A 17,162-nucleotide genomic window follows, 5' to 3' on the forward strand; every position below is an offset into this window, starting at 1 on the left:
GCATACCCACACCGCCATGACTGATGACCAGCTGCTGCGCTACTCGCGGCACATCCTGCTCGACGAGATCGGCATCGAAGGCCAGGAGCGCATTCTTGCCGCCCATGCCGTGATCATCGGCGCCGGCGGTCTGGGCTCGCCCGCGGCCCTGTACCTCGGCGCCGCAGGTGTGGGCCATATCACCGTGATCGACGACGACAGCGTCGATCTGACCAATCTGCAGCGCCAGATCGCCCACACCAGCGACCGCGTGGGCAGTCCCAAGGTGGAGTCGATACGCGCCGCGGTGCATGCCATCAATCCTGAAGTGCGCATCACGGCGCTGCAGCAGCGCGCCGATGCCGAGTTGCTCGATCGCCTGCTGCCGACCGCGACCGTCGTGCTCGACTGCTGCGACAACTACCGCACGCGCCACCTGGTCAACGCGGCCTGCGTGCGCCACGGCATACCGCTGGTGGCCGCCGCGGCACTGCGCTTCGATGGCCAGTTGATGGTCATAGACCCGAACGAGAAGGACGCGCCCTGCTATGCCTGCGTGTTTCCGCCCGAAGCCGATTTCGAGGAAGAACAATGTTCGACCATGGGGGTATTTGCGCCCTTGGTCGGCACCATGGGCAGCCTGCAGGCGGCCGAAGCGCTCAAATTGATCTCCGGCTGTGGCCCGTCCGCCACGGGGCGATTGATGATGTTCGACATCCGACGCATGGATTGGTCGAGCATGCAAGTCACCAGAATGACCCTTTGCCCTGTTTGTGGTAACCATTCGTAGGAATCGGCCTACTTTTGCAGCGTGCAGTCGCTGGCAAAATGATTCGATGGACGTCCAAGCGAAATGCGGGCTGCCACGCCTGTCGCAGTGTCCCGAAGCTGCGCCAGCCGCCTATTACCTGGACACCACCGTGAAATTGCGTACGTATATTGTTGAAGACAATGCCACCATCCGTGAGAACCTGATTGCCACGCTCGAAGAGCTGGCCGAGATCGAGTCCGTAGGCATCGCCGAAACAGAATTCGAAGGCACTGACTGGCTCACGCGCCACACCGCGCAATGGGATGTAGCGATTCTTGACCTGTTCCTGCGCCAGGGAAGCGGTCTGGGCGTGCTGGCTGCCTGCAGCAAACGCCTTGCGCACCAAAAAATCGTGGTGCTCAGCAACTACGCGACGCCCGACGTGCGCACGCGCTGTGCACAACTGGGCGTCGACGCAGTCTTCGACAAATCCAACGAAATCGACGCCTTGGTCGACTACTGTGTCGAGCTCAGCGCCCAACACAAAGCCAACAAGCTCAATCGATCAGCCGATTCTTGAGCGCGTAATAGGTCAGATCGCTGTTCGACGACAGCGCCATCTTCTCCATCAGCCGCGTGCGGTAGGTGCTGACCGTCTTCACGCTCAGCGACAACGACTTGGCGATATCGCCCGCGGTTTCGCCGCGCGCAAGCTTGAGAAACACCTGGAACTCGCGCTCCGAGAGTTGCTCATGCGCAGGCGCATCGTCCTTGCGGTTGAGTTGCTGGGCCAGCAGGTCGGCGACTGCCGGCGTCAAATAACGCCGTCCCAGCGCGATCGTGCGAATCGCTTCGGCGATCTCCTGGGGATCGCATTCCTTGTTGAGATAGCCGCTTGCGCCCTGACGAATCAGGTTGATCGCGTAATGCTCTTCAGGGTAGCCACTGAGAATCAGAATCCCCATTTCGGGCGCCTTGGCGCGCAGCATGGCAAGTGCATCCAGCCCGCTTTGGCCGGGCATCGACAAGTCCATCAACAGCACATCGATTTCCTGCTCACGCACCAGATCGATGGCTTCACGGCCATTCGAGGCCTCTCCCACTACGCGCAAATCAACATGTTCCGACAAAAATTGGCGCAGGCCGGAACGAACGATGGCGTGGTCATCCACAATGCCTATCTTGATCATTGAAGTCTTTCTCCCTAAGACGGGCGACTGCCCTTCAGTTACCACAAAGTGAACACTTAGTTACGACACACGCATTGCAAATGCGGTGTATCGACGTGTCTTGATTATGCAGAATATCTCGCTGAAACTCCTCAGCAGGAGGAACAACATGCGTTGGTCACAATTACGCAGGCTCGCAATCAGCTTGCCACTCGCCATTCTCGCGGCTGTTTTGCTGGTCGGCATCAACGAGGCAGGTTACAAGCGTTCGCGCGATGCGCTGGACAACTTGTCACACATTCACAACGCCCGCGCCTCGCTCAGCATGCTGCTGCAGAACATGCTCGATGCCGAAACCGGCATGCGCGGCTACCTGCTCACCAACGATGAGCGCTACCTCGAGCCTTACGAAAAAGCCGTGGCGTCGGTCAACGGCAACCTCGACAACCTGCGCAACATCTTCATGACGTCGCGCCCGGACCTCGACTCCTTCGCTCCGCTGTCACGCCAGGTCGCGCGCAAGCTCTCGGAAATGGAGTTGAGTCTGCGCCTGTACCGCCAGGGCAACGAGGAGGCCTGGCGCTTCGTGCTGTTCACCGACCTGGGCAAGGAGAACATGGACGCGATCCGCGCCTATAGCCGGACCTTGATGGAAAGCACCACCGAACGCAGCCGCGTGAGCCAGTCCGACATCGAGCAATCGCTGCTGCTGTCGCGCATAGGCATCGCGACCGTGACGGTGATCGGCCTGCTGGCGTTCTACATGTATCTGCGCCAGGCCCACAGCCTGCAGGCCTCGAACGAGCGCGAGCAGGCGCTGCAGCATGACGAACGCATGCGCCTCGAAGAACTGGTGCGCGAACGCACGTCCACGCTGACCGAACTCGCCAACCATCTGCAACAGGTGCGCGAGGATGAGCGCGGCCACCTGGCGCGCGAACTCCACGACGAGCTCGGCGCGCTGCTGACCGCGGCCAAGCTCGATGTCGCGCGGCTGAAGTCGCGCATCGACATGAGCTCGCCGGAAATCTCCGAGCGCGTGCAGCATCTGATCGAAGCGCTCAACAGCGGCATTGCGCTCAAGCGCCGCATCATCGAAGACCTGCGCCCTTCGTCGCAGGCCAACCTGGGGCTGATCACTTCGCTCGAAATCCTGACGCGCGAATTCGCCAACCGCAGCAACATCGAAGTCGAAGCCAACCTCGAAGCCGTGGTGCTGTCGGAGACCACCCAGCTCACGGTCTACCGCATCGTTCAGGAGTCCCTGACCAACATCGGCAAGTACGCCAAGGCCAGCCATGCGGTGGTCACGGTGCACAACTACCCGACCTATGTCGCCGTGCAGATTCAGGACGACGGCGAAGGCTTCGATACCGCCACGGTACGCCTGAACTCCCACGGTCTGGCGGGTATGCGCCACCGCGTTGAAGCCGCAGGCGGGCGCCTGACCGTATCTTCCGAAGTGGGCAAGGGCACGACCATTTCGGCGGTGATTCCGCTGACCACGGCGACGCCCGGAATCGCCTGAAATCCTCCGCCAGGCATGGGCCTGGCAGCATGGCGCGGCGTTGTAGGAGCAGGACCACTCAGGCAACCACCATAAGGCTGACGAGGTCGCCCGTTGGACACTGGCAGCGCGGCGCCGGTCCGACTCCTACAGTAGTTGTTACAGCAACGCCTGCAGCAAGCACTCTTTCAAGCTTGCCGGTGCGGGCTTCTAAGGAGAATTGCATGTTGCATTACGCCGTCGTTTTTCTGGTCATCGCCCTGATTGCAGCCATTTTTGGCTTTGGCGGTATCGCCGCAGGCGCAGTGGGCATTGCCAAGATCCTGTTCTACATCTTCGTGATCATGGCCGTCGTCACGTTCGTGCTGAGCCTGTTGAAAAAACGCTGAGCCTGAACACCACGCTGCCAAGACCGTAATTTATTAGGAGGAATCCATGAGCTCGAACACCCCTGCAGACAACGCCCAAAAAGCCGCTGACGCCACCAAGGATCTGGTCAACAACGCCGCGGAAGCCGCCAAGGAAGGCGTGAACGCCACGCGCAAGGTTGCCTCCGAAGCCGTCGACAAGGCCCAGGAAGGTCTCGAAGCCGCTCAAAAGCAGATCAACCCCGTGATTGACGACCTCGCCGCTCGCGCCCAGGAACTCGCCAACCGCAGCATTCACTTCTGCGCCGACAGCTCCGAGCGTGCGCGCCGCCAGATCCAGTCGGCCGCCGAAGCCACCAACCGCTATGTGGTTGACCAGCCGGCCAAATCTCTGATGCTTGCCGCCGCCGCCGGCGCAGCCGTCGCGACTGCCCTGCTGTGGGGCTCGCGTTCACGCCATTGAGCCTGCACGCTCACTCGTTTCCCTCTAGGCCCAGCGCCTACCAATTCTAAAAACGCTTTTATCCACCTCGAAGGAAGACACCATGAAATTCACCCGCGCCATTGCTTTCGCTGTAGTTACCGGTGCCACCCTGGTTGCCGCCACCGGCTGTTCCGTGTTCCGTGACCAGCAGTCTGTCGGTTCCTATGTGGACGACGCCGGCATCACTACCGCGGTCAAGGCCAAGATGGCCGAAGACAAGTCGGTGTCGGCCACTTCGATCAGCGTCGAAACGCTCAACGGCACGGTGCAGCTGTCCGGCTTTGCCAAGTCGCAAACCGAAAAGAGCCGTGCGGAACAAATCGCACGCTCGACCAATCACGTGCGTGAAGTGCGTAACAGCATCGTGGTTCGCCCCTGATTTCTCGGGCCTGGCAACAGGCCCGACATCGCCCTACAAAAAGGGCCGGAAGCGATTCCGGCCCTTTTTGTCGTTAGAGTAGGCCCATGCAGGTATTCAATTGCGACCAATGCGGTCATCTGGTTTTTTTTGACAGCGTTCAGTGCCTGCACTGCGGAGCGGCGCTCGCGTTCCTGCCGCAATCACTCGAAATGGTGGCCATGAAGCCGCTTGATGGCGGCTGGTGGCAGCGGGCCTCGCCCAAGGACACGGGCAAGGCCGAAATCTTCCGCTTCTGCCGCAACCGCACGCTGTACGACAGCTGCAACTTCACGGTGGTCGGCGGCGATGCCCACGCCCAGTGCGTTTCCTGCCGCCAGACACGCTGGCTGCCCGACCTGTCCGATCTGTCCAATCTGCGCCGCTGGAAGCAGATCGAGGCCGCCAAACGCCATCTCTATTACTGTCTTGCACGGCTGGGTCTGCAGCCCGGCCAGGGCGAGCGCGCGCCGCAATACGATCTGCTGGAAGAAGTTCCGGGCCAGCCCCCGGTGATGACCGGACACGCGAGCGGCACGATCACGCTGAATGTGGCCGAAGCCGATGACGAAGAACGCGCGCGCCGGCGCCTGGCATTGAATGAGCCCTACCGCACGCTGATCGGCCATCTGCGCCACGAGTGCGGGCATTTCTTCTGGGACCTGCTGGTGCGCGACAGCGCGCATCTCGAAGGCTTTCGCGCGCTTTTCGGAGATGAGCGCGAGGACTACGAGCAGGCACTGCAGAACTATTACGCCAAGCAGGACAAGCTGGTCGGCTGGCAGGAGAAGTTCATCAGCAGCTATGCCCAGTCCCATCCTTGGGAAGACTGGGCCGAGACCTGGGCGCACTATCTGCACATGGTCGACCTGCTCGAGACGGCGGCCAGCTACCAGACCCATGTGACCGTGCCCGACCCCTCACAGCCGCATGACCAGTTGGTGCAGGACCCGTTTGGCACCACCCCGCCTGACTTCAACGCCATGCTGGAGCAATGGGTGCCGCTGACGCTGTTGCTCAACAGCCTCAATCGCAGCCTTGGCCACCAGGACGCCTACCCGTTTGCGCTTTCGGCAGGCGCAAGGCGCAAGCTGCTGTGGGTGCATGAACTGCTGCAGCAACGACTGCTGCAGCGACAGCCGCAGCCTTTGGCCCGGTCCGAATAATTGCCGCTCAGGGGCCAGCAGGGCCGGAGACTTTCTGGCGCAGGCGCGCGTAGACGTCGGCCGACACAAACTTGTCGACTTCACCGCCCAGGGTGGCGATCTCGCGCACAAAGGTGCTGCTGATGAACTGGAACTTGTCGCTGGGCGTGAGGAACACCGTCTCGACTTCGGGCATCAGCGTGCGGTTCATTCCCGCGAGCTGGAATTCGTAGTCGAAGTCGGTGACCGCGCGCAGGCCGCGCACCATGGCCTTGCCGCCGCGCTGCACGACAAAGTCACGCAGCAGGCCCGAAAAGCTTTCGACCGTCACCTGGGGATAGGGCTTGACCGCTTCGCGCACCATGGCGATGCGCTCGTCCAGACTGAACATGGTCTTCTTGTGGTGGCCCGCGGCCACGGCGACGATCACCCGCCCGAAGAGCTGGGTCGCGCGGCGCACCACATCTTCATGGCCCAGGGTGATCGGATCGAAAGTGCCGGGATAGACGGCGAGCACGTTTTCGGCCATGGCGTGGGAGTCTCCAAAGTAGCAAAAGGGTGGCGCTGCACCCCTTAGGTGCAGGCCTTGCGCGCATTATGCCCAAGCGCTGCGCGCGTGCTCAGTCGGCGGCTGCAGACGCTTCGTCGACTGCTTCGGCAGCCGCCACGACCGGCCCCTTGCGCAGCAAATGCGCATGCACCGCTCCGGCCTTGAGATAGCGCTGGCGCGTGAGGCCCAGCGGCGCAAGCGCGGCCTCGCCCCACTCCGCGGGCGCTTCGAGGTAGACCCAGCCGTCGGCGCCGATGGCGCTGCGCGCGGCGCGCAACGCCGGCAGGAACAGCGCGTTCTCGGTGAACGGCGGATCGATCAGCACCAGGTCCAGGCTGTCGGCCGTGATCTGCTGCAGAATGCTCAGCCCGTCGCCGCGCTGCACCTTGACGGCGGTCGCGCCCAGGCGCTGCTGCAGGGTACGCAGCTGCGCGACCAGGCCGGCATCGAGCTCGACCATGCTCACGTCCTTGGCGCCGCGCGATGCGGCCTCGAAGCCGAGCACGCCCGTGCCCGCGAACGCATCGATGCAGCGCCAGCCCGTGAGGTCCTGGCCCAGCCAGTTGAACAGCGTTTCGCGCACACGGTCGGGCGTGGGCCGCAGTCCGGGGCGCTGGGCCACGGACAGGCGCGTGCGCCGCCACTGGCCGCCGATGATGCGGATCTCGCCCGAGCCGCCGGTCGTGCCGGCCTTGGCCGCGGCTTCGGCCTTGGCGGCTTTCAACGCCTTGCCCTTGAGCGGCGCGGGCGCTTCGACGACTTCGGGCAGGTCACGCGTGCGCACGCGTGTCTTGTGTTCGAGTGCCTTGATCGCATCGGCCACGGCCATGGATTGCACATCGATATGAATACGGGAACGGCTCATGGTTTGCTTCCTCCGACCACCACAGTCACCATGCGATCGGGCTGGAGCATGCGGGCCATCGCGGCACGCACCTCGTTGGCGGTCAGAGCCTCGACGCGTTTTGTCCAATGCTCGAGGTAATCGAGCGGTAAATCATTCCAGGCGATGTTCGCCACGTTCGACAGCAGCTTGCGGTTGCTGTCGATGCGCAGCGCGAAACCGCCGATCAGGTTGTCCTTGGCCGCGCGCAGTTCTGCGTCGGTCGGGCCCTTGGCGACGAACTCGGCCAGCACCTGCTGCGAAACCTTGACGGCTTCGGGTGCCTGGTCGCCGCGGGTCTGCAGGCCGATCTGGAACGCGCCCGCATGCAGGCCGGGCGCGAAGCCGCTGTACACGCTGTAGCTGAGCCCGCGCTTTTCACGCACCTGGGCCATCAGCCGCGACGTGAAGCCGCCGCCGCCCAGAATGTGGTTGCCGACCATGACGGCCAGAAAGTCAGGATTGCGCCGCGTGATGCCGGGCTGGCCGATCAGCACATGGGCCTGGGCCGAAGCGAAGGGGATATCGATGGTGCGTGCCGCCGAGAGTGCCGCCACTTCGGGCAGCGCGGGCTGCTGCGGGCAGGCCGAACCCGCGGGTCGCGCAGCGGCATCATGCGCCTGCAAAGGCGCGAGCAGCTGGGTGACCAGCGCATCGGCCTGGGCGCGATCAAGCGCTCCGACGATGCTCACGCGCGCGCCGCAGGCGTTGATCAGCTTGCGGTGGAAAGCCTGCATGGCGCTCACATCAATGCGCGCCAGCGTGGCTTCGGACGTCTGTTGGCCATAGGGATGACCGCCGTAGACGGCCGCGGAAAAGGCCTTGGCGGCGACCGTCGCGGGGCGGGTATCGGCCTCCTTGAGCGCCGCGCTCCAGCGCGCGCGGTCGCGCTGCCAGATGTCCTGCGGCCAGCTGGGCTCGGCGATCTGGCGTGCGGCCAGGCGCGTGGCCTTGGCCAGCAGGTCGGGCTCGGTCAGCGAGCGCAGCAGATAGCTGAAGCCGTCATCGTCGGCGCCCGCGCCGAAGTTTGCGCCCAGATCGGCCCAGGCTTCGCCCAGCGCGTTCTCGTCCTGGGCAGGAGCGTCGCCGCTGGCGCGCACGCCCTTGGACGCCATCAAGGCCACGGCCGCGGCCAGGCCCGATTGATCGGCGGGATCACGGCGGTTGCCGGCGTCGAATGCCACCTGGACATCGACCATGGGAATGCCCGGGCTGTCGACCAGCCAGACCTGGGCGCCGCTGGGCTGGGTCCAGTGCTGGATAGGCAGCAAGGCCCAGGCCGGCTGGGCAGCCATCAGGCCGCCCGTGAGTGCCAGCAGCAAGCTGGCGGTGCGTGTGGGAAAAGCTTTCATGCGTTCACTCCGAAGCAGGCTCAATGCAGGGGCTGCTCGGAGGCAGACTCGGGACGGCGGGGCTTGGCCGGATCAAGGGGCTGCGGCTCCAGCGTGGCGATGGTCAGTTGGTCGTCGCCGAAATAGCGCGCGGCGACGTCCTGGACCTGGGCCGACGTGATCTGTTTCAACTGCTGCAGCAAGCGCTCCTCGGCATCGACCGGCATGCCCATGCTCCAGTAGCTGCCCAGCGTCTGTGCCTGGCTGAACACCGAATCGCGCTCATAGACCGTACCCGCAACCCATTGCGTCTTGACGCGCGCGAGTTCGGTCGCATCGACGCCTTCGCGCGCCACGCGCTGCACTTCGGCACGCAGCGCGGTTTCGACTTCGGCGACCGTCTTGCCGGCCGCGGGAATGCCCGTCAGCATGAACATGCTGGGACCGCGGCCCAGCAACGACGCCGAGCTGCTGGCAGAATCGGCGACCCGCTGCGGGCCCTGCTCCAGCGCGCGCTCCAGGCGTGCGCCGCTGTAGCCGCTAAGCACTTCCGACAGCATCATGAGCGCCAGCGCGTCCTTGTCCTGCGGACCCAGATTCTCGAGCCGCGAAATGCCCGGAACCTTGAAGCCCAGCGTCACGAAAGCCTGTTCGGCCGGCAGCTTGAGCGCCACGCGGCGCAGGCCCTTTTGTTCGGGCTCGACCTGGGGCTTGCGCGCCGGCGTGGCCTTGGCGGGAATGCTGCCGTAGTACTTCTCGGCCAGGCGCCTGACCTTGGCGACATCGACATCGCCGGCCACGACCACCACCGCGTTAGAGGGTACATACCACTTGCGAAAGAATGCGCGCGCGTCATCGGGCGTCATCGCTTCGAGATCGCTCATCCAGCCGACCACGGGCCGGCGATAGGGCGAAGCCGTATAGGCCGTGGCATAGAGCTGCTCGAACAGCGCGGCGCGCGGCTGGTCGTCGGTGCGCATGCGCCGCTCTTCCTTGACCACTTCGAGTTCCTTGCGGAATTCCTCGTCGGGCCACTGGTTGTGGGCAAAGCGATCCGATTCGAGGCGCATCACATCTTCAAGGCGCTGCGACGGAATCTGCTGGTAGTAGCCGGTGTAGTCGCGGCTGGTGAACGCGTTGTCGCGCCCGCCCAGCGCCGCCACGCGGCGCGAGAACTCGCCCGCGGGCAAGGCCTTGGAACCCTTGAACATCATGTGCTCGAGCACATGGGCCACGCCCGAAGTGCCGTCGACCTCGTCCATGGAGCCCACCCGCACCCAGACCATGTGCACGGCCGTGGGCGCGCGTCGGTCGGGCTGCACGATCAGCTGCATGCCGTTGGCCAGCGTGAATTGCTGGGCCTTGGACGCTGCGGCCGCAGCGGATTGAGGGCTCGAAGAGGCGGATTTTTGCGGGCTCGCAGGGGGCAAATTTTGCGCCCCGGCGCTCAGGCAGGCCACGAGGCCCAGGAGGGTAAGAGCACGTTTCATAGAATGCTCAGATTCTACGAACCCGCCAATGTTCAGTTTTTTCAAAAAAAAGCCCCTTCCTTCCGCCGTACCACCCGCCGATGAGCCGGTGAGTACGCCCGCGTCCGCGCCTATTGAGCACGAGCATGTTCCGGAAATTGTTCCGGACATTATCCCGGAGTCTGCCGCCAGCGCGTCGGATACGGGCACCGCGCCAGGTCCGCAGGAGATTTCCGCGCCACCGGCCGAGCCCGCGCCGGGGGCCATGAACCGCCTGCGGCAGATGTTCGGCGCGGCCAAACCCGTGCAGCCCGAGACGCCGGTCGCGGCGCCCCCAGTCGTTGCCGCCCCGGCACCGGCTGCGCCGCCTGTCGTGGTCAACACGCCGGCTGCGCCTGCCCAGGCCCTTCCCGCGCAGGAGCGCGCCAACTGGCTGGGCCGGCTCAAGGCCGGGCTGCGCAAGACCGGCAACAACATCTCCACGGTGTTCACCGGCACCAAGATCGACGAAGCGCTGTATGAAGAGCTCGAAGATGCGCTGCTGATGGCCGATACGGGCGTCAAGGCCACGCAGCATCTGCTCGCCGACCTCAAGCGCCGCGTCAAGGAGACCAAGGCCACCGAGCCGTCGGCCGTCAAGGAGCTGCTGGCCCAGTCGCTGGCCGACCTGCTGCAGCCGCTGGAGAAACCGCTGGTCATAGGCCAGTTCACGCCCACCGTGATCATGGTCGCGGGCGTCAACGGCGCGGGCAAGACCACCTCCATAGGCAAGCTCACCAAGCACCTCGCCGATGAAGGCGCCAGCGTGCTGCTGGCCGCGGCCGACACCTACCGTGCGGCCGCGCGCGAGCAGTTGGGCGTCTGGGCCACGCGCAACACCGTCGAAATCGTGAGCCAGCAAGGCGGCGACCCGGCGGCCGTGAGCTTCGATGCCGTGACCGCGGGCAAGGCGCGCAAGAAGGACGTGGTGCTGGTCGATACCGCGGGTCGCCTGCCCACGCAGCTGCATCTGATGGAAGAACTCAAGAAGATTCGCCGCGTGGTCACCAAGGCCGACGCCACGGCACCGCATGAAGTGCTGCTGGTGATCGACGGCAACACCGGCCAGAACGCGCTGGCCCAGGTGCGCTCGTTCGACGACGCACTGCAGCTGACCGGCCTGATCGTGACCAAGCTCGACGGCACGGCCAAGGGCGGCGTGCTGGCAGCCATTGCCCAGGAACGCCCCATTCCGGTGTATTTCATCGGCGTGGGCGAGAAGCTCGAAGACCTCGAAACCTTCAATGCCAAGGAATTCGCCCAGGCCTTGCTGAGCTGAGGCGCGGCCTCAGCTGTCGACGCCGTCGCGCACCCACTGCGCGTAATCGGCCAGGCACTGCTCGGTGCGCACCAGCAACTGCGGCACTTCGTAGGGATGCTCGGCGCGCAGGCGCTGGGTCAGCCCCTGCAAGGCGTCGGGCAAGGTCTTGAACACCACGCGCCATTCACGGTCTTCATGCAGCGCCTGCTGCCAGACGTAATGGGATGTAACGATTTCGGTCTGGGCGCAGGCCGCGAGCCGCGCCTGCACCAGGCTGCTGGCCAATCGCTGCGCGTCTTCTGCACTGGCTACCGTGGTGGTCACGACGCAGATCGCGATCCAGGAGTATTCTGCTGACATACATGCAGTCTAGGACAGCGCCAAGCCACGCTGCAAGCAGGGTTGGCACAAGTTGTCAATGGTTAAGGAACTTCTGCCTTAGCACTCTCTCCAATAGACTGCTAATATGAAGATATGGAAGAAAGGACTTCAATGACCTCCACATCCGCAAACATTGCGACGACCACGCTGGCTCCCACCAATCCCTGGGCGCTGGTACCTCCGCTGGGCAACCTGGACGCCTACATCACGGCAGTCAATCGTCTTCCCATGCTCACGCTGGAAGAAGAGCAGGACTACGCGCGTCGCCTCAAGAATGACAGCGACCTCGATGCAGCCGGCCGCCTGGTGATGTCGCACCTGCGCCTGGTGGTGGCCATCTCGCGCCAGTACCTGGGCTATGGCCTGCCGCATGGCGACCTGATCCAGGAAGGCAACGTGGGCCTGATGAAAGCCGTCAAGCGCTTCGATCCCGAACAGGGCGTGCGCCTGGTGAGCTACGCCATGCACTGGATCAAGGCCGAGATCCACGAATACATCCTGAAGAACTGGCGCATGGTCAAGCTGGCCACGACCAAGGCCCAGCGCAAGCTGTTCTTCAACCTGCGCTCCATGAAGCAAGGGCTCAAGGCCGATGCCGCGGCGCTCGACGAGAGCACCCACCGCGACACGCTGAGCCCGCATGAGATCGACACCGTCGCGCAAAAGCTCAACGTCAAGCGCGAAGAAGTCATCGAAATGGAAACCCGCATGTCGGGCGGCGACGTGCTGCTCGATCCGTCTCCTTCCGATGACGGCGAGAACGCTTTCGGGCCCATCGCCTACCTCGCCGATGGTTCGCATGAACCCACGGCGATGATCGAGTCGCGCCAGCGCGACGCGCTGGCCACCGACGGCATCAGCCTGGCGCTGGGCGGTCTGGATGAGCGCAGCCGACGCATCGTCGAGGAGCGCTGGCTCAAGGTCAATGACGACGGCTCGGGTGGCATGACGCTGCACGAACTCGCCGCGGTCTATGGCGTCAGCGCCGAGCGCATCCGCCAGATCGAATCGGCGGCGATGAAGAAGATGAAGAAGACGCTGGCCGAATACGCTTAAGTCTCGCGGCTGGGATAATCGGCGCACCGCCTTTGCAGGCGGTGCGCTTTTTTCATGGCGCGTCGCCTGCACAAGACCCTGTATTTCAATAATGATGATCCGAGGAGCACGCATGATTTCGAGATTGACCCGCCGCACGCTGCTGGCATCGGCAGCCAGCGCCGCGGCTGCCGCCTGCGTCCCCGCCCTGGCGGCCGGCCCGGCCGCCTGGCCCACGCGCCCGGTCAAGCTGATCGTCGGCTTTCCTGGCGGATCGTCGCCCGACCTGGTCGCACGCACGCTGGCCGAGCCGCTGGCCAAGATGCTGGGCCAGCCGGTGGTGGTCGAGAACAAGGTGGGCGCCGGGGGCAACATCGGCGCCGATGCCGTTGCCCACGCGACCGACGACCATACGCTGGGCCTGATGATCAACGGCAACATGACCATTGCCAAGCTGATCAATCCCAAGGCGACTTACGACCCGCTCAAGGACCTGCAGCCCGTGAGCCTGATCGCCACCGCGCCGCTGGCGCTGGCCGCTTCGGCCCAGGCCCCGGGCAGCACGGCCGCCGAATTCTTCGCGGCTGCGCGCGCCAGCGGCGACAAATGGAGCTACGGCAGCCCGGGCATAGGCACGGTCGCGCATATCGGCATGGAGCTGCTCAAGGCACGCGCGGGCATCGCGCCGGTGCATGTGCCCTACCCCGGCAACCCGCAGGTCATCAACGCCATCATCGGCGAGCAGGTGCAGCTCGCACTGCTGCCCCCGGCCATGGCCGCGGCCCAGGCACGCGCGGGCAAGCTGCGCGTGATCGGCGTGACATCGACCAGCCGCTCGTCGCTGGTGCCTGAATATCCCAGCCTGTCGGAAGCCGGCATTGCCAACTACCAGATGGAAATCTGGAACGCGGTCGCCGCGCCGCGCTCCATGCCCCAGTCCATCGTCGAACGCCTTGGCACGCTGCTGAGCGAAATCGCGCGCCACCCCGACATCCGCGCCAAGCTGTTCGCCCAGGGCTGGCAGGTTGCTGGCACGTCGTCAGAAGGCCTGGCCAACCGCATTCGCACCGATGCCAAGGTCATGGGCGACATCATTCGCAGTCAGAAGATAACCGCGCAATGACCTGATCAGGCCTTTTCCGCGAGCAGCATGCGCACGTCGGCGGTCAGGCCCTGAGGGCCTGTGCCATAGCGCTCGTAGACGCGCAGGCGGCCTGCGGGGTCGTAGACATAGCTGCCGGCCGAATGGTCCAGCGTATAGCTCTCCGGGGTCGGGCCGTCGACCTTCTTGTAGAAGATCTTGAAGTCCTTGGCGATCGCCGCGGTCTGCTCGGGCGTGCCGCGCAGCGCGACAAAGCCGGGGTCGAAGCTTTCCATGTAGGCCTTGAGCATTTCGGGCTTGTCGCGCTCGGGGTCCAGCGTGACGAAAATGCCCTGCAGGCGCTCGCCGTCGGCGCCCAGCAGCTTCTTGACTTCGGCCAGTTCCTGCAGCGAGGTCGGGCAGACATCGGGGCATTGGGTATAGCCGAAGAACACCACCACCACCTTGCCCGCGAAGTCCTTGAGGCTGCGCTGCTGGCCCGAGGCATCGGGCAAGGAGAAGTCGCGCGCGTATTCAGCGCCGGTCACGTCCACGCCCTGGAAGCTGGCCTTGGGTTCGCGGCTGCAGCCCGCGAGCAGGCCCGCCGTCCCGGTGCCGACCGCCGAGGCCAGCAACAACTTCAATACACGTCGTTTATCCATAGTCGTTCAAAAAATATAGTGATCCGCCAATAGTGCAGCGAACAGCAGGCTCAGGTGGATCAGCGAAAACCGGAAGGTCTTGCGGGCCAGGGCGTCGGAGTAATTGCGCCACAGCCGAAAGCCATACGCACAGAACCCCAGGCCCAGCACCACGGCCGCCACCAGGTAGAGCCAGGAACTCATGCCGAAGACGAACGGCAGGAGGCATCCGGCAAACAATACCAGCGTATAGAGAAACACCTGCAAACGGGTGAATTCATTGCCGTGCGTCACGGGCAGCATGGGCAGGCCGGCCTGGCGGTAATCCTCGACACGGTACAGCGCCAGCGCCCAGAAATGCGGCGGCGTCCAGAGGAAGATGATCAGGAACAGGATCAGCGACTCGGGCGTGACCTGGCCGGTCACCGCGGCCCAGCCCAGCACCGGCGGCATCGCGCCCGAGGCGCCGCCGATCACGATGTTCTGCGGCGTCAGCGGCTTGAGGATCAGCGTATAGACCACGGCATAGCCGACAAAGGTCGCGAGCGTGAGCCACATGGTCAGCGGATTAACCCAGACATAGAGAACCGCCGAGCCCGCCGCGCACAGCAGCGTGGAAAACGCCAGCGCCTGGCCGTCAGACAGCTGGCCCTTGGCCGTGGGCCGCCAGGCCGTGCGCTTCATCTTGGCGTCTATGCCTTTTTCGACCAGGCAGTTGAACGCCGCGGCCGCGCCCGCAACCAGCCAGATGCCGGCGCAGGCCACGGCCATCAACGCCAGCTGGTCCAGTGCCGGCCAGCCGGGTATGGCCAGCACCATGCCGATCAGCGCACAGAAAACAATCAATTGCACCACGCGCGGCTTGGTCAGCGCGTAGAACTGCGCAAAGCGCGAAGGAACGGAAACGGAGGCAGCGAGGCTCATGCGGGAACTCGAATGGAAAACTCAGCGGGTCGGGGCAGCAGCATCGGGGCGACCCGCCGTGTCCCAGGACGAAGCCGCGCGCAGCAGGCGGTCGAGGTCGCGCTTGGCCTTGGCGGCGGTCGATTTGTCCAGCGATGCGGGCATGCGCATCATCCAGTGGCCCATGGGATCGACGAGATAGAGGTGGTCTTCAATGCGCTGGCCTGGCGCGGGCTCTAGCCAGCCGGCCAGCGCCTGGCCATCGACGCGCAGCACCTGGCCCTGGGCCATGGCCGGCGCCAGCGCGGCAGGCGGCTGGGCGGCGTCGTTGACGAGCCAGACCCAGTCGAGCCTGTCCTTCTCGCGGCCCAGGCTTTCGCGCAGCTGGCGCTGCAGATACAGGTGTTCCTCGCAGGCCGCATTGCATTGCCCACCCGCGACGCTGACCAGCAGCCATTGCCCCTTGAGCGATGCCAGCGGCACGGACGCACCAGCGAGCGTGCGCGCCTGCACATCGGGCAATGCACGCTGCGGCTGTATCAGCTCGCCGAAGTTGCGCCGGCCTTCGGGCCGGACCACGTAGTAGGTGAAGTAGGAGGCAATGACCGGCGCCGCGCAGACCAGCAGCACGCCTATCATCTGCCAGCGCCCGGAGCGCGTGCGCTGCACGGCCTGCATCGCCTCGCCTGCCGCGGGCAGGCCATGCACGCTCAGGCCCAGCGGCTCGGCAGCGGCGCGCTCAGGCGGCGGGCTGCTGGCGCGGGCGAATGAAGCGTCGGAAGAGTTGAAACCAGACATAGAGAACCGCCATCAGGAGACTGATACCAAACCATTGAAATGCATAGCCGTAATGCTTGTCCACTCCCGCGTCGATGCGGGGCCAGTCGCGCTGCAGGCCTTCGCTGTCCGCGCCTGTCTGCAGCACGCTCATCGCGAGCACGGGCAGACCGGTTTGCGCGCGGAAATGGGCCATGTCGAGATTCTGTCGGATAGGCGACGTTTCGGAAACAGGGTCTGCACCGGGTGCCATTTCGTACAGCCGCGCGGGCGCGAGCGCGAGCAGGCCGGCGACGGCCACCGGGCCCGCGGGCGTGGCTACCGGAGCCAGCGCCGTGCGGTCCTGGAAGTTTCGGGGTATCCAGCCGCGCTGCACCAGCACCACCGCGGGCGTGGGCCCGTCGAGGGCCAGAGGCGTCAGCACGAAGAAGCCGGGACGACCATGCATCTGCCGGTTGTCGAGGTAGACAGTATGCGGCGCGAGCCAGCGGCCCTGCAGCGTCACAGGGCGGTGGACCAGATCGGCCGCCGGCGCTTTCTGCAATGCCTGTTCAAGTGCCGGCCCATCGAGCGGTGCCTGCTGGCCACGCGCTTCAATGGCCGCGGCCAGCGCCTGCTTCTGCGCCGCGCGGTCGAGCTGCCAGCGGCCCAGCGCGGCGGTGCCGACGATTGCCAACACCGCGGCCAAGGTGATCACCCAGAAGCGCGCGCCTACTGGCGAACCCGCTGGCCTTGTGCTTTTACTCACCGGATAATGGTCTCCATGAAAATCTTCATCGCCTTGGCCTTTCTGGGCATTCTCGCCAGCCTGGGCAGCGCCTTGTTCTTCATGATGCGCCGGCCGCGCGAGGGTGTCGAGGATAACCGCCGCCGCAGCCAGCATATGGCGCGTGCGCTGGCGCTGCGCGTGGGCTTGTCGGTGCTGTTGTTCCTGTGCCTGCTGATCAGCTGGAAGCTGGGGTATATCCAGCCGACGGGGCTGCCGGTGGGACGCTGAAGCGGCAGAGCCGG

General features: G+C 64.7%; 21 protein-coding genes. 11 read left to right on the plus strand and 10 right to left on the minus strand.

Annotated elements, in window-relative coordinates; all coding sequences use genetic code 11:
* The first annotated feature begins 16 nt into the window (after positions 1–16).
* Together KHY18_RS13675 and KHY18_RS13680 are read left to right on the plus strand one after the other, a co-directional pair.
* Positions 17–769 carry a HesA/MoeB/ThiF family protein gene (locus KHY18_RS13675; protein ID WP_213300655.1) on the plus strand — a complete coding sequence of 251 codons (753 nt, stop codon included), beginning with the start codon at positions 17–19 and terminating at the stop codon, positions 767–769.
* Between the two features lie 130 nt (positions 770–899).
* Positions 900–1,310, plus strand: coding sequence for a response regulator (locus KHY18_RS13680; protein WP_213300722.1), 411 nt, complete (start codon positions 900–902; stop codon positions 1,308–1,310).
* Here the strand turns inward: KHY18_RS13680 and KHY18_RS13685 are convergent.
* Positions 1,288–1,920, minus strand: a complete 633-nt coding sequence (locus KHY18_RS13685) for a response regulator (RefSeq protein WP_159911228.1) — start codon at positions 1,918–1,920, stop codon at positions 1,288–1,290. The two genes, KHY18_RS13680 and KHY18_RS13685, sit on opposite strands and share 23 nt — an antisense overlap.
* 148 nt (positions 1,921–2,068) lie before the next feature.
* Here KHY18_RS13685 and KHY18_RS13690 point away from each other — a divergent pair, with 148 nt between their 5' ends.
* The 5 genes from KHY18_RS13690 to KHY18_RS13710 all read left to right on the plus strand — a co-directional run bounded on the left by KHY18_RS13690 (position 2,069) and on the right by KHY18_RS13710 (position 5,821).
* On the plus strand, positions 2,069–3,427 hold the full coding sequence (locus KHY18_RS13690) for a sensor histidine kinase (protein ID WP_213300657.1): 1,359 nt from the start codon (positions 2,069–2,071) through the stop codon (positions 3,425–3,427).
* Between the two features lie 203 nt (positions 3,428–3,630).
* A complete protein-coding gene (locus KHY18_RS13695; RefSeq protein WP_213300659.1) occupies positions 3,631–3,795 on the plus strand; it encodes a DUF1328 domain-containing protein in 165 nt (54 codons plus the stop codon).
* Between the two features lie 46 nt (positions 3,796–3,841).
* Positions 3,842–4,237 (plus strand): hypothetical protein, encoded by a 396-nt coding sequence (locus KHY18_RS13700; protein ID WP_213300661.1) that lies wholly within the window; start codon positions 3,842–3,844, stop codon positions 4,235–4,237.
* 82 nt (positions 4,238–4,319) lie between these two features.
* The gene (locus KHY18_RS13705) at positions 4,320–4,637 is read left to right on the plus strand and encodes a BON domain-containing protein (protein ID WP_213300663.1); all 318 of its coding nucleotides are present in this window, start codon (positions 4,320–4,322) and stop codon (positions 4,635–4,637) included.
* Positions 4,638–4,723: 86 nt separating this feature from the next.
* The gene (locus KHY18_RS13710) at positions 4,724–5,821 is read left to right on the plus strand and encodes a zinc-binding metallopeptidase family protein (RefSeq protein ID WP_213300665.1); all 1,098 of its coding nucleotides are present in this window, start codon (positions 4,724–4,726) and stop codon (positions 5,819–5,821) included.
* Between the two features lie 7 nt (positions 5,822–5,828).
* On the opposite strand, the gene coaD is transcribed toward KHY18_RS13710, so the two are convergent.
* The 4 genes from coaD to KHY18_RS13730 all read right to left on the minus strand — a co-directional run bounded on the left by coaD (position 5,829) and on the right by KHY18_RS13730 (position 10,054).
* The gene (coaD, locus tag KHY18_RS13715; protein WP_213300668.1) at positions 5,829–6,329 is read right to left on the minus strand and encodes a pantetheine-phosphate adenylyltransferase; all 501 of its coding nucleotides are present in this window, start codon (positions 6,327–6,329) and stop codon (positions 5,829–5,831) included.
* A gap of 91 nt (positions 6,330–6,420) precedes the next feature.
* Positions 6,421–7,215 carry a 16S rRNA (guanine(966)-N(2))-methyltransferase RsmD gene (gene rsmD, locus KHY18_RS13720; RefSeq protein ID WP_349630292.1) on the minus strand — a complete coding sequence of 265 codons (795 nt, stop codon included), beginning with the start codon at positions 7,213–7,215 and terminating at the stop codon, positions 6,421–6,423.
* Positions 7,212–8,585 (minus strand): M16 family metallopeptidase, encoded by a 1,374-nt coding sequence (locus KHY18_RS13725; RefSeq protein ID WP_213300671.1) that lies wholly within the window; start codon positions 8,583–8,585, stop codon positions 7,212–7,214. The genes rsmD and KHY18_RS13725 overlap by 4 nt, the downstream gene beginning before the upstream one ends.
* A gap of 20 nt (positions 8,586–8,605) precedes the next feature.
* On the minus strand, positions 8,606–10,054 hold the full coding sequence (locus KHY18_RS13730) for a M16 family metallopeptidase (protein WP_213300673.1): 1,449 nt from the start codon (positions 10,052–10,054) through the stop codon (positions 8,606–8,608).
* Positions 10,055–10,082: 28 nt separating this feature from the next.
* On the opposite strand from KHY18_RS13730, the gene ftsY reads away from it, so the two are divergent.
* Complete coding sequence (ftsY, locus tag KHY18_RS13735) at positions 10,083–11,351, plus strand: signal recognition particle-docking protein FtsY (protein WP_213300675.1); 1,269 nt, start codon at positions 10,083–10,085, stop codon at positions 11,349–11,351.
* A 9-nt stretch (positions 11,352–11,360) separates the two neighbouring features.
* On the opposite strand, the gene cutA is transcribed toward ftsY, so the two are convergent.
* The gene (gene cutA, locus KHY18_RS13740) at positions 11,361–11,693 is read right to left on the minus strand and encodes a divalent-cation tolerance protein CutA (RefSeq protein ID WP_213300677.1); all 333 of its coding nucleotides are present in this window, start codon (positions 11,691–11,693) and stop codon (positions 11,361–11,363) included.
* A 132-nt stretch (positions 11,694–11,825) separates the two neighbouring features.
* Between cutA and rpoH the strand changes: the two genes are divergently transcribed.
* Together rpoH and KHY18_RS13750 are read left to right on the plus strand one after the other, a co-directional pair.
* Positions 11,826–12,770, plus strand: coding sequence for an RNA polymerase sigma factor RpoH (rpoH, locus tag KHY18_RS13745; RefSeq protein WP_159911244.1), 945 nt, complete (start codon positions 11,826–11,828; stop codon positions 12,768–12,770).
* 112 nt (positions 12,771–12,882) lie between these two features.
* Complete coding sequence (locus KHY18_RS13750) at positions 12,883–13,872, plus strand: Bug family tripartite tricarboxylate transporter substrate binding protein (protein ID WP_502768890.1); 990 nt, start codon at positions 12,883–12,885, stop codon at positions 13,870–13,872.
* A gap of 5 nt (positions 13,873–13,877) precedes the next feature.
* Here the strand turns inward: KHY18_RS13750 and KHY18_RS13755 are convergent, their stop codons facing one another.
* From KHY18_RS13755 to KHY18_RS13770, 4 genes are read right to left on the minus strand one after another with little or no spacing between them, the layout of a single operon-like run.
* Positions 13,878–14,492, minus strand: coding sequence for an SCO family protein (locus KHY18_RS13755; protein ID WP_213300681.1), 615 nt, complete (start codon positions 14,490–14,492; stop codon positions 13,878–13,880).
* 6 nt (positions 14,493–14,498) lie between these two features.
* The gene (gene cyoE / locus KHY18_RS13760) at positions 14,499–15,395 is read right to left on the minus strand and encodes a heme o synthase (RefSeq protein WP_213300683.1); all 897 of its coding nucleotides are present in this window, start codon (positions 15,393–15,395) and stop codon (positions 14,499–14,501) included.
* 21 nt (positions 15,396–15,416) lie between these two features.
* Complete coding sequence (locus KHY18_RS13765) at positions 15,417–16,172, minus strand: redox-active disulfide-containing membrane protein (protein ID WP_213300685.1); 756 nt, start codon at positions 16,170–16,172, stop codon at positions 15,417–15,419.
* Complete coding sequence (locus tag KHY18_RS13770; RefSeq protein WP_349630293.1) at positions 16,114–16,848, minus strand: SURF1 family protein; 735 nt, start codon at positions 16,846–16,848, stop codon at positions 16,114–16,116. Before KHY18_RS13770 ends, KHY18_RS13765 begins: the two co-directional genes overlap by 59 nt.
* Before the next feature lie 57 nt (positions 16,849–16,905).
* Here KHY18_RS13770 and KHY18_RS13775 point away from each other — a divergent pair, with 57 nt between their 5' ends.
* The gene (locus KHY18_RS13775; RefSeq protein ID WP_213300687.1) at positions 16,906–17,148 is read left to right on the plus strand and encodes a twin transmembrane helix small protein; all 243 of its coding nucleotides are present in this window, start codon (positions 16,906–16,908) and stop codon (positions 17,146–17,148) included.
* Positions 17,149–17,162: the final 14 nt, after the last annotated feature.

The sequence above is a fragment of the Acidovorax sp. CCYZU-2555 genome, assembly GCF_018413525.1.
Classification (GTDB): domain Bacteria; phylum Pseudomonadota; class Gammaproteobacteria; order Burkholderiales; family Burkholderiaceae_C; genus Comamonas.

What these genes read in the sequence shown, in the direction of transcription:
- KHY18_RS13675 (WP_213300655.1), top strand. Translation starts at nt 17, where the DNA reads ATGACTGATGACCAGCTGCTGCGCTACTCGCGGCACATCCTGCTCGAC.
- KHY18_RS13685 (WP_159911228.1), bottom strand. Translation starts at nt 1,920, where the DNA reads ATGATCAAGATAGGCATTGTGGATGACCACGCCATCGTTCGTTCCGGC.
- KHY18_RS13690 (WP_213300657.1), top strand. Translation starts at nt 2,069, where the DNA reads ATGCGTTGGTCACAATTACGCAGGCTCGCAATCAGCTTGCCACTCGCC.
- KHY18_RS13695 (WP_213300659.1), top strand. Translation starts at nt 3,631, where the DNA reads ATGTTGCATTACGCCGTCGTTTTTCTGGTCATCGCCCTGATTGCAGCC.
- KHY18_RS13700 (WP_213300661.1), top strand. Translation starts at nt 3,842, where the DNA reads ATGAGCTCGAACACCCCTGCAGACAACGCCCAAAAAGCCGCTGACGCC.
- KHY18_RS13705 (WP_213300663.1), top strand. Translation starts at nt 4,320, where the DNA reads ATGAAATTCACCCGCGCCATTGCTTTCGCTGTAGTTACCGGTGCCACC.
- KHY18_RS13710 (WP_213300665.1), top strand. Translation starts at nt 4,724, where the DNA reads ATGCAGGTATTCAATTGCGACCAATGCGGTCATCTGGTTTTTTTTGAC.
- coaD (WP_213300668.1), bottom strand. Translation starts at nt 6,329, where the DNA reads ATGGCCGAAAACGTGCTCGCCGTCTATCCCGGCACTTTCGATCCGATC.
- rsmD (WP_349630292.1), bottom strand. Translation starts at nt 7,215, where the DNA reads ATGAGCCGTTCCCGTATTCATATCGATGTGCAATCCATGGCCGTGGCC.
- KHY18_RS13725 (WP_213300671.1), bottom strand. Translation starts at nt 8,585, where the DNA reads ATGAAAGCTTTTCCCACACGCACCGCCAGCTTGCTGCTGGCACTCACG.
- KHY18_RS13730 (WP_213300673.1), bottom strand. Translation starts at nt 10,054, where the DNA reads ATGAAACGTGCTCTTACCCTCCTGGGCCTCGTGGCCTGCCTGAGCGCC.
- ftsY (WP_213300675.1), top strand. Translation starts at nt 10,083, where the DNA reads ATGTTCAGTTTTTTCAAAAAAAAGCCCCTTCCTTCCGCCGTACCACCC.
- cutA (WP_213300677.1), bottom strand. Translation starts at nt 11,693, where the DNA reads ATGTCAGCAGAATACTCCTGGATCGCGATCTGCGTCGTGACCACCACG.
- rpoH (WP_159911244.1), top strand. Translation starts at nt 11,826, where the DNA reads ATGACCTCCACATCCGCAAACATTGCGACGACCACGCTGGCTCCCACC.
- KHY18_RS13750 (WP_502768890.1), top strand. Translation starts at nt 12,883, where the DNA reads ATGATTTCGAGATTGACCCGCCGCACGCTGCTGGCATCGGCAGCCAGC.
- KHY18_RS13755 (WP_213300681.1), bottom strand. Translation starts at nt 14,492, where the DNA reads ATGGATAAACGACGTGTATTGAAGTTGTTGCTGGCCTCGGCGGTCGGC.
- cyoE (WP_213300683.1), bottom strand. Translation starts at nt 15,395, where the DNA reads ATGAGCCTCGCTGCCTCCGTTTCCGTTCCTTCGCGCTTTGCGCAGTTC.
- KHY18_RS13765 (WP_213300685.1), bottom strand. Translation starts at nt 16,172, where the DNA reads ATGTCTGGTTTCAACTCTTCCGACGCTTCATTCGCCCGCGCCAGCAGC.
- KHY18_RS13775 (WP_213300687.1), top strand. Translation starts at nt 16,906, where the DNA reads ATGGTCTCCATGAAAATCTTCATCGCCTTGGCCTTTCTGGGCATTCTC.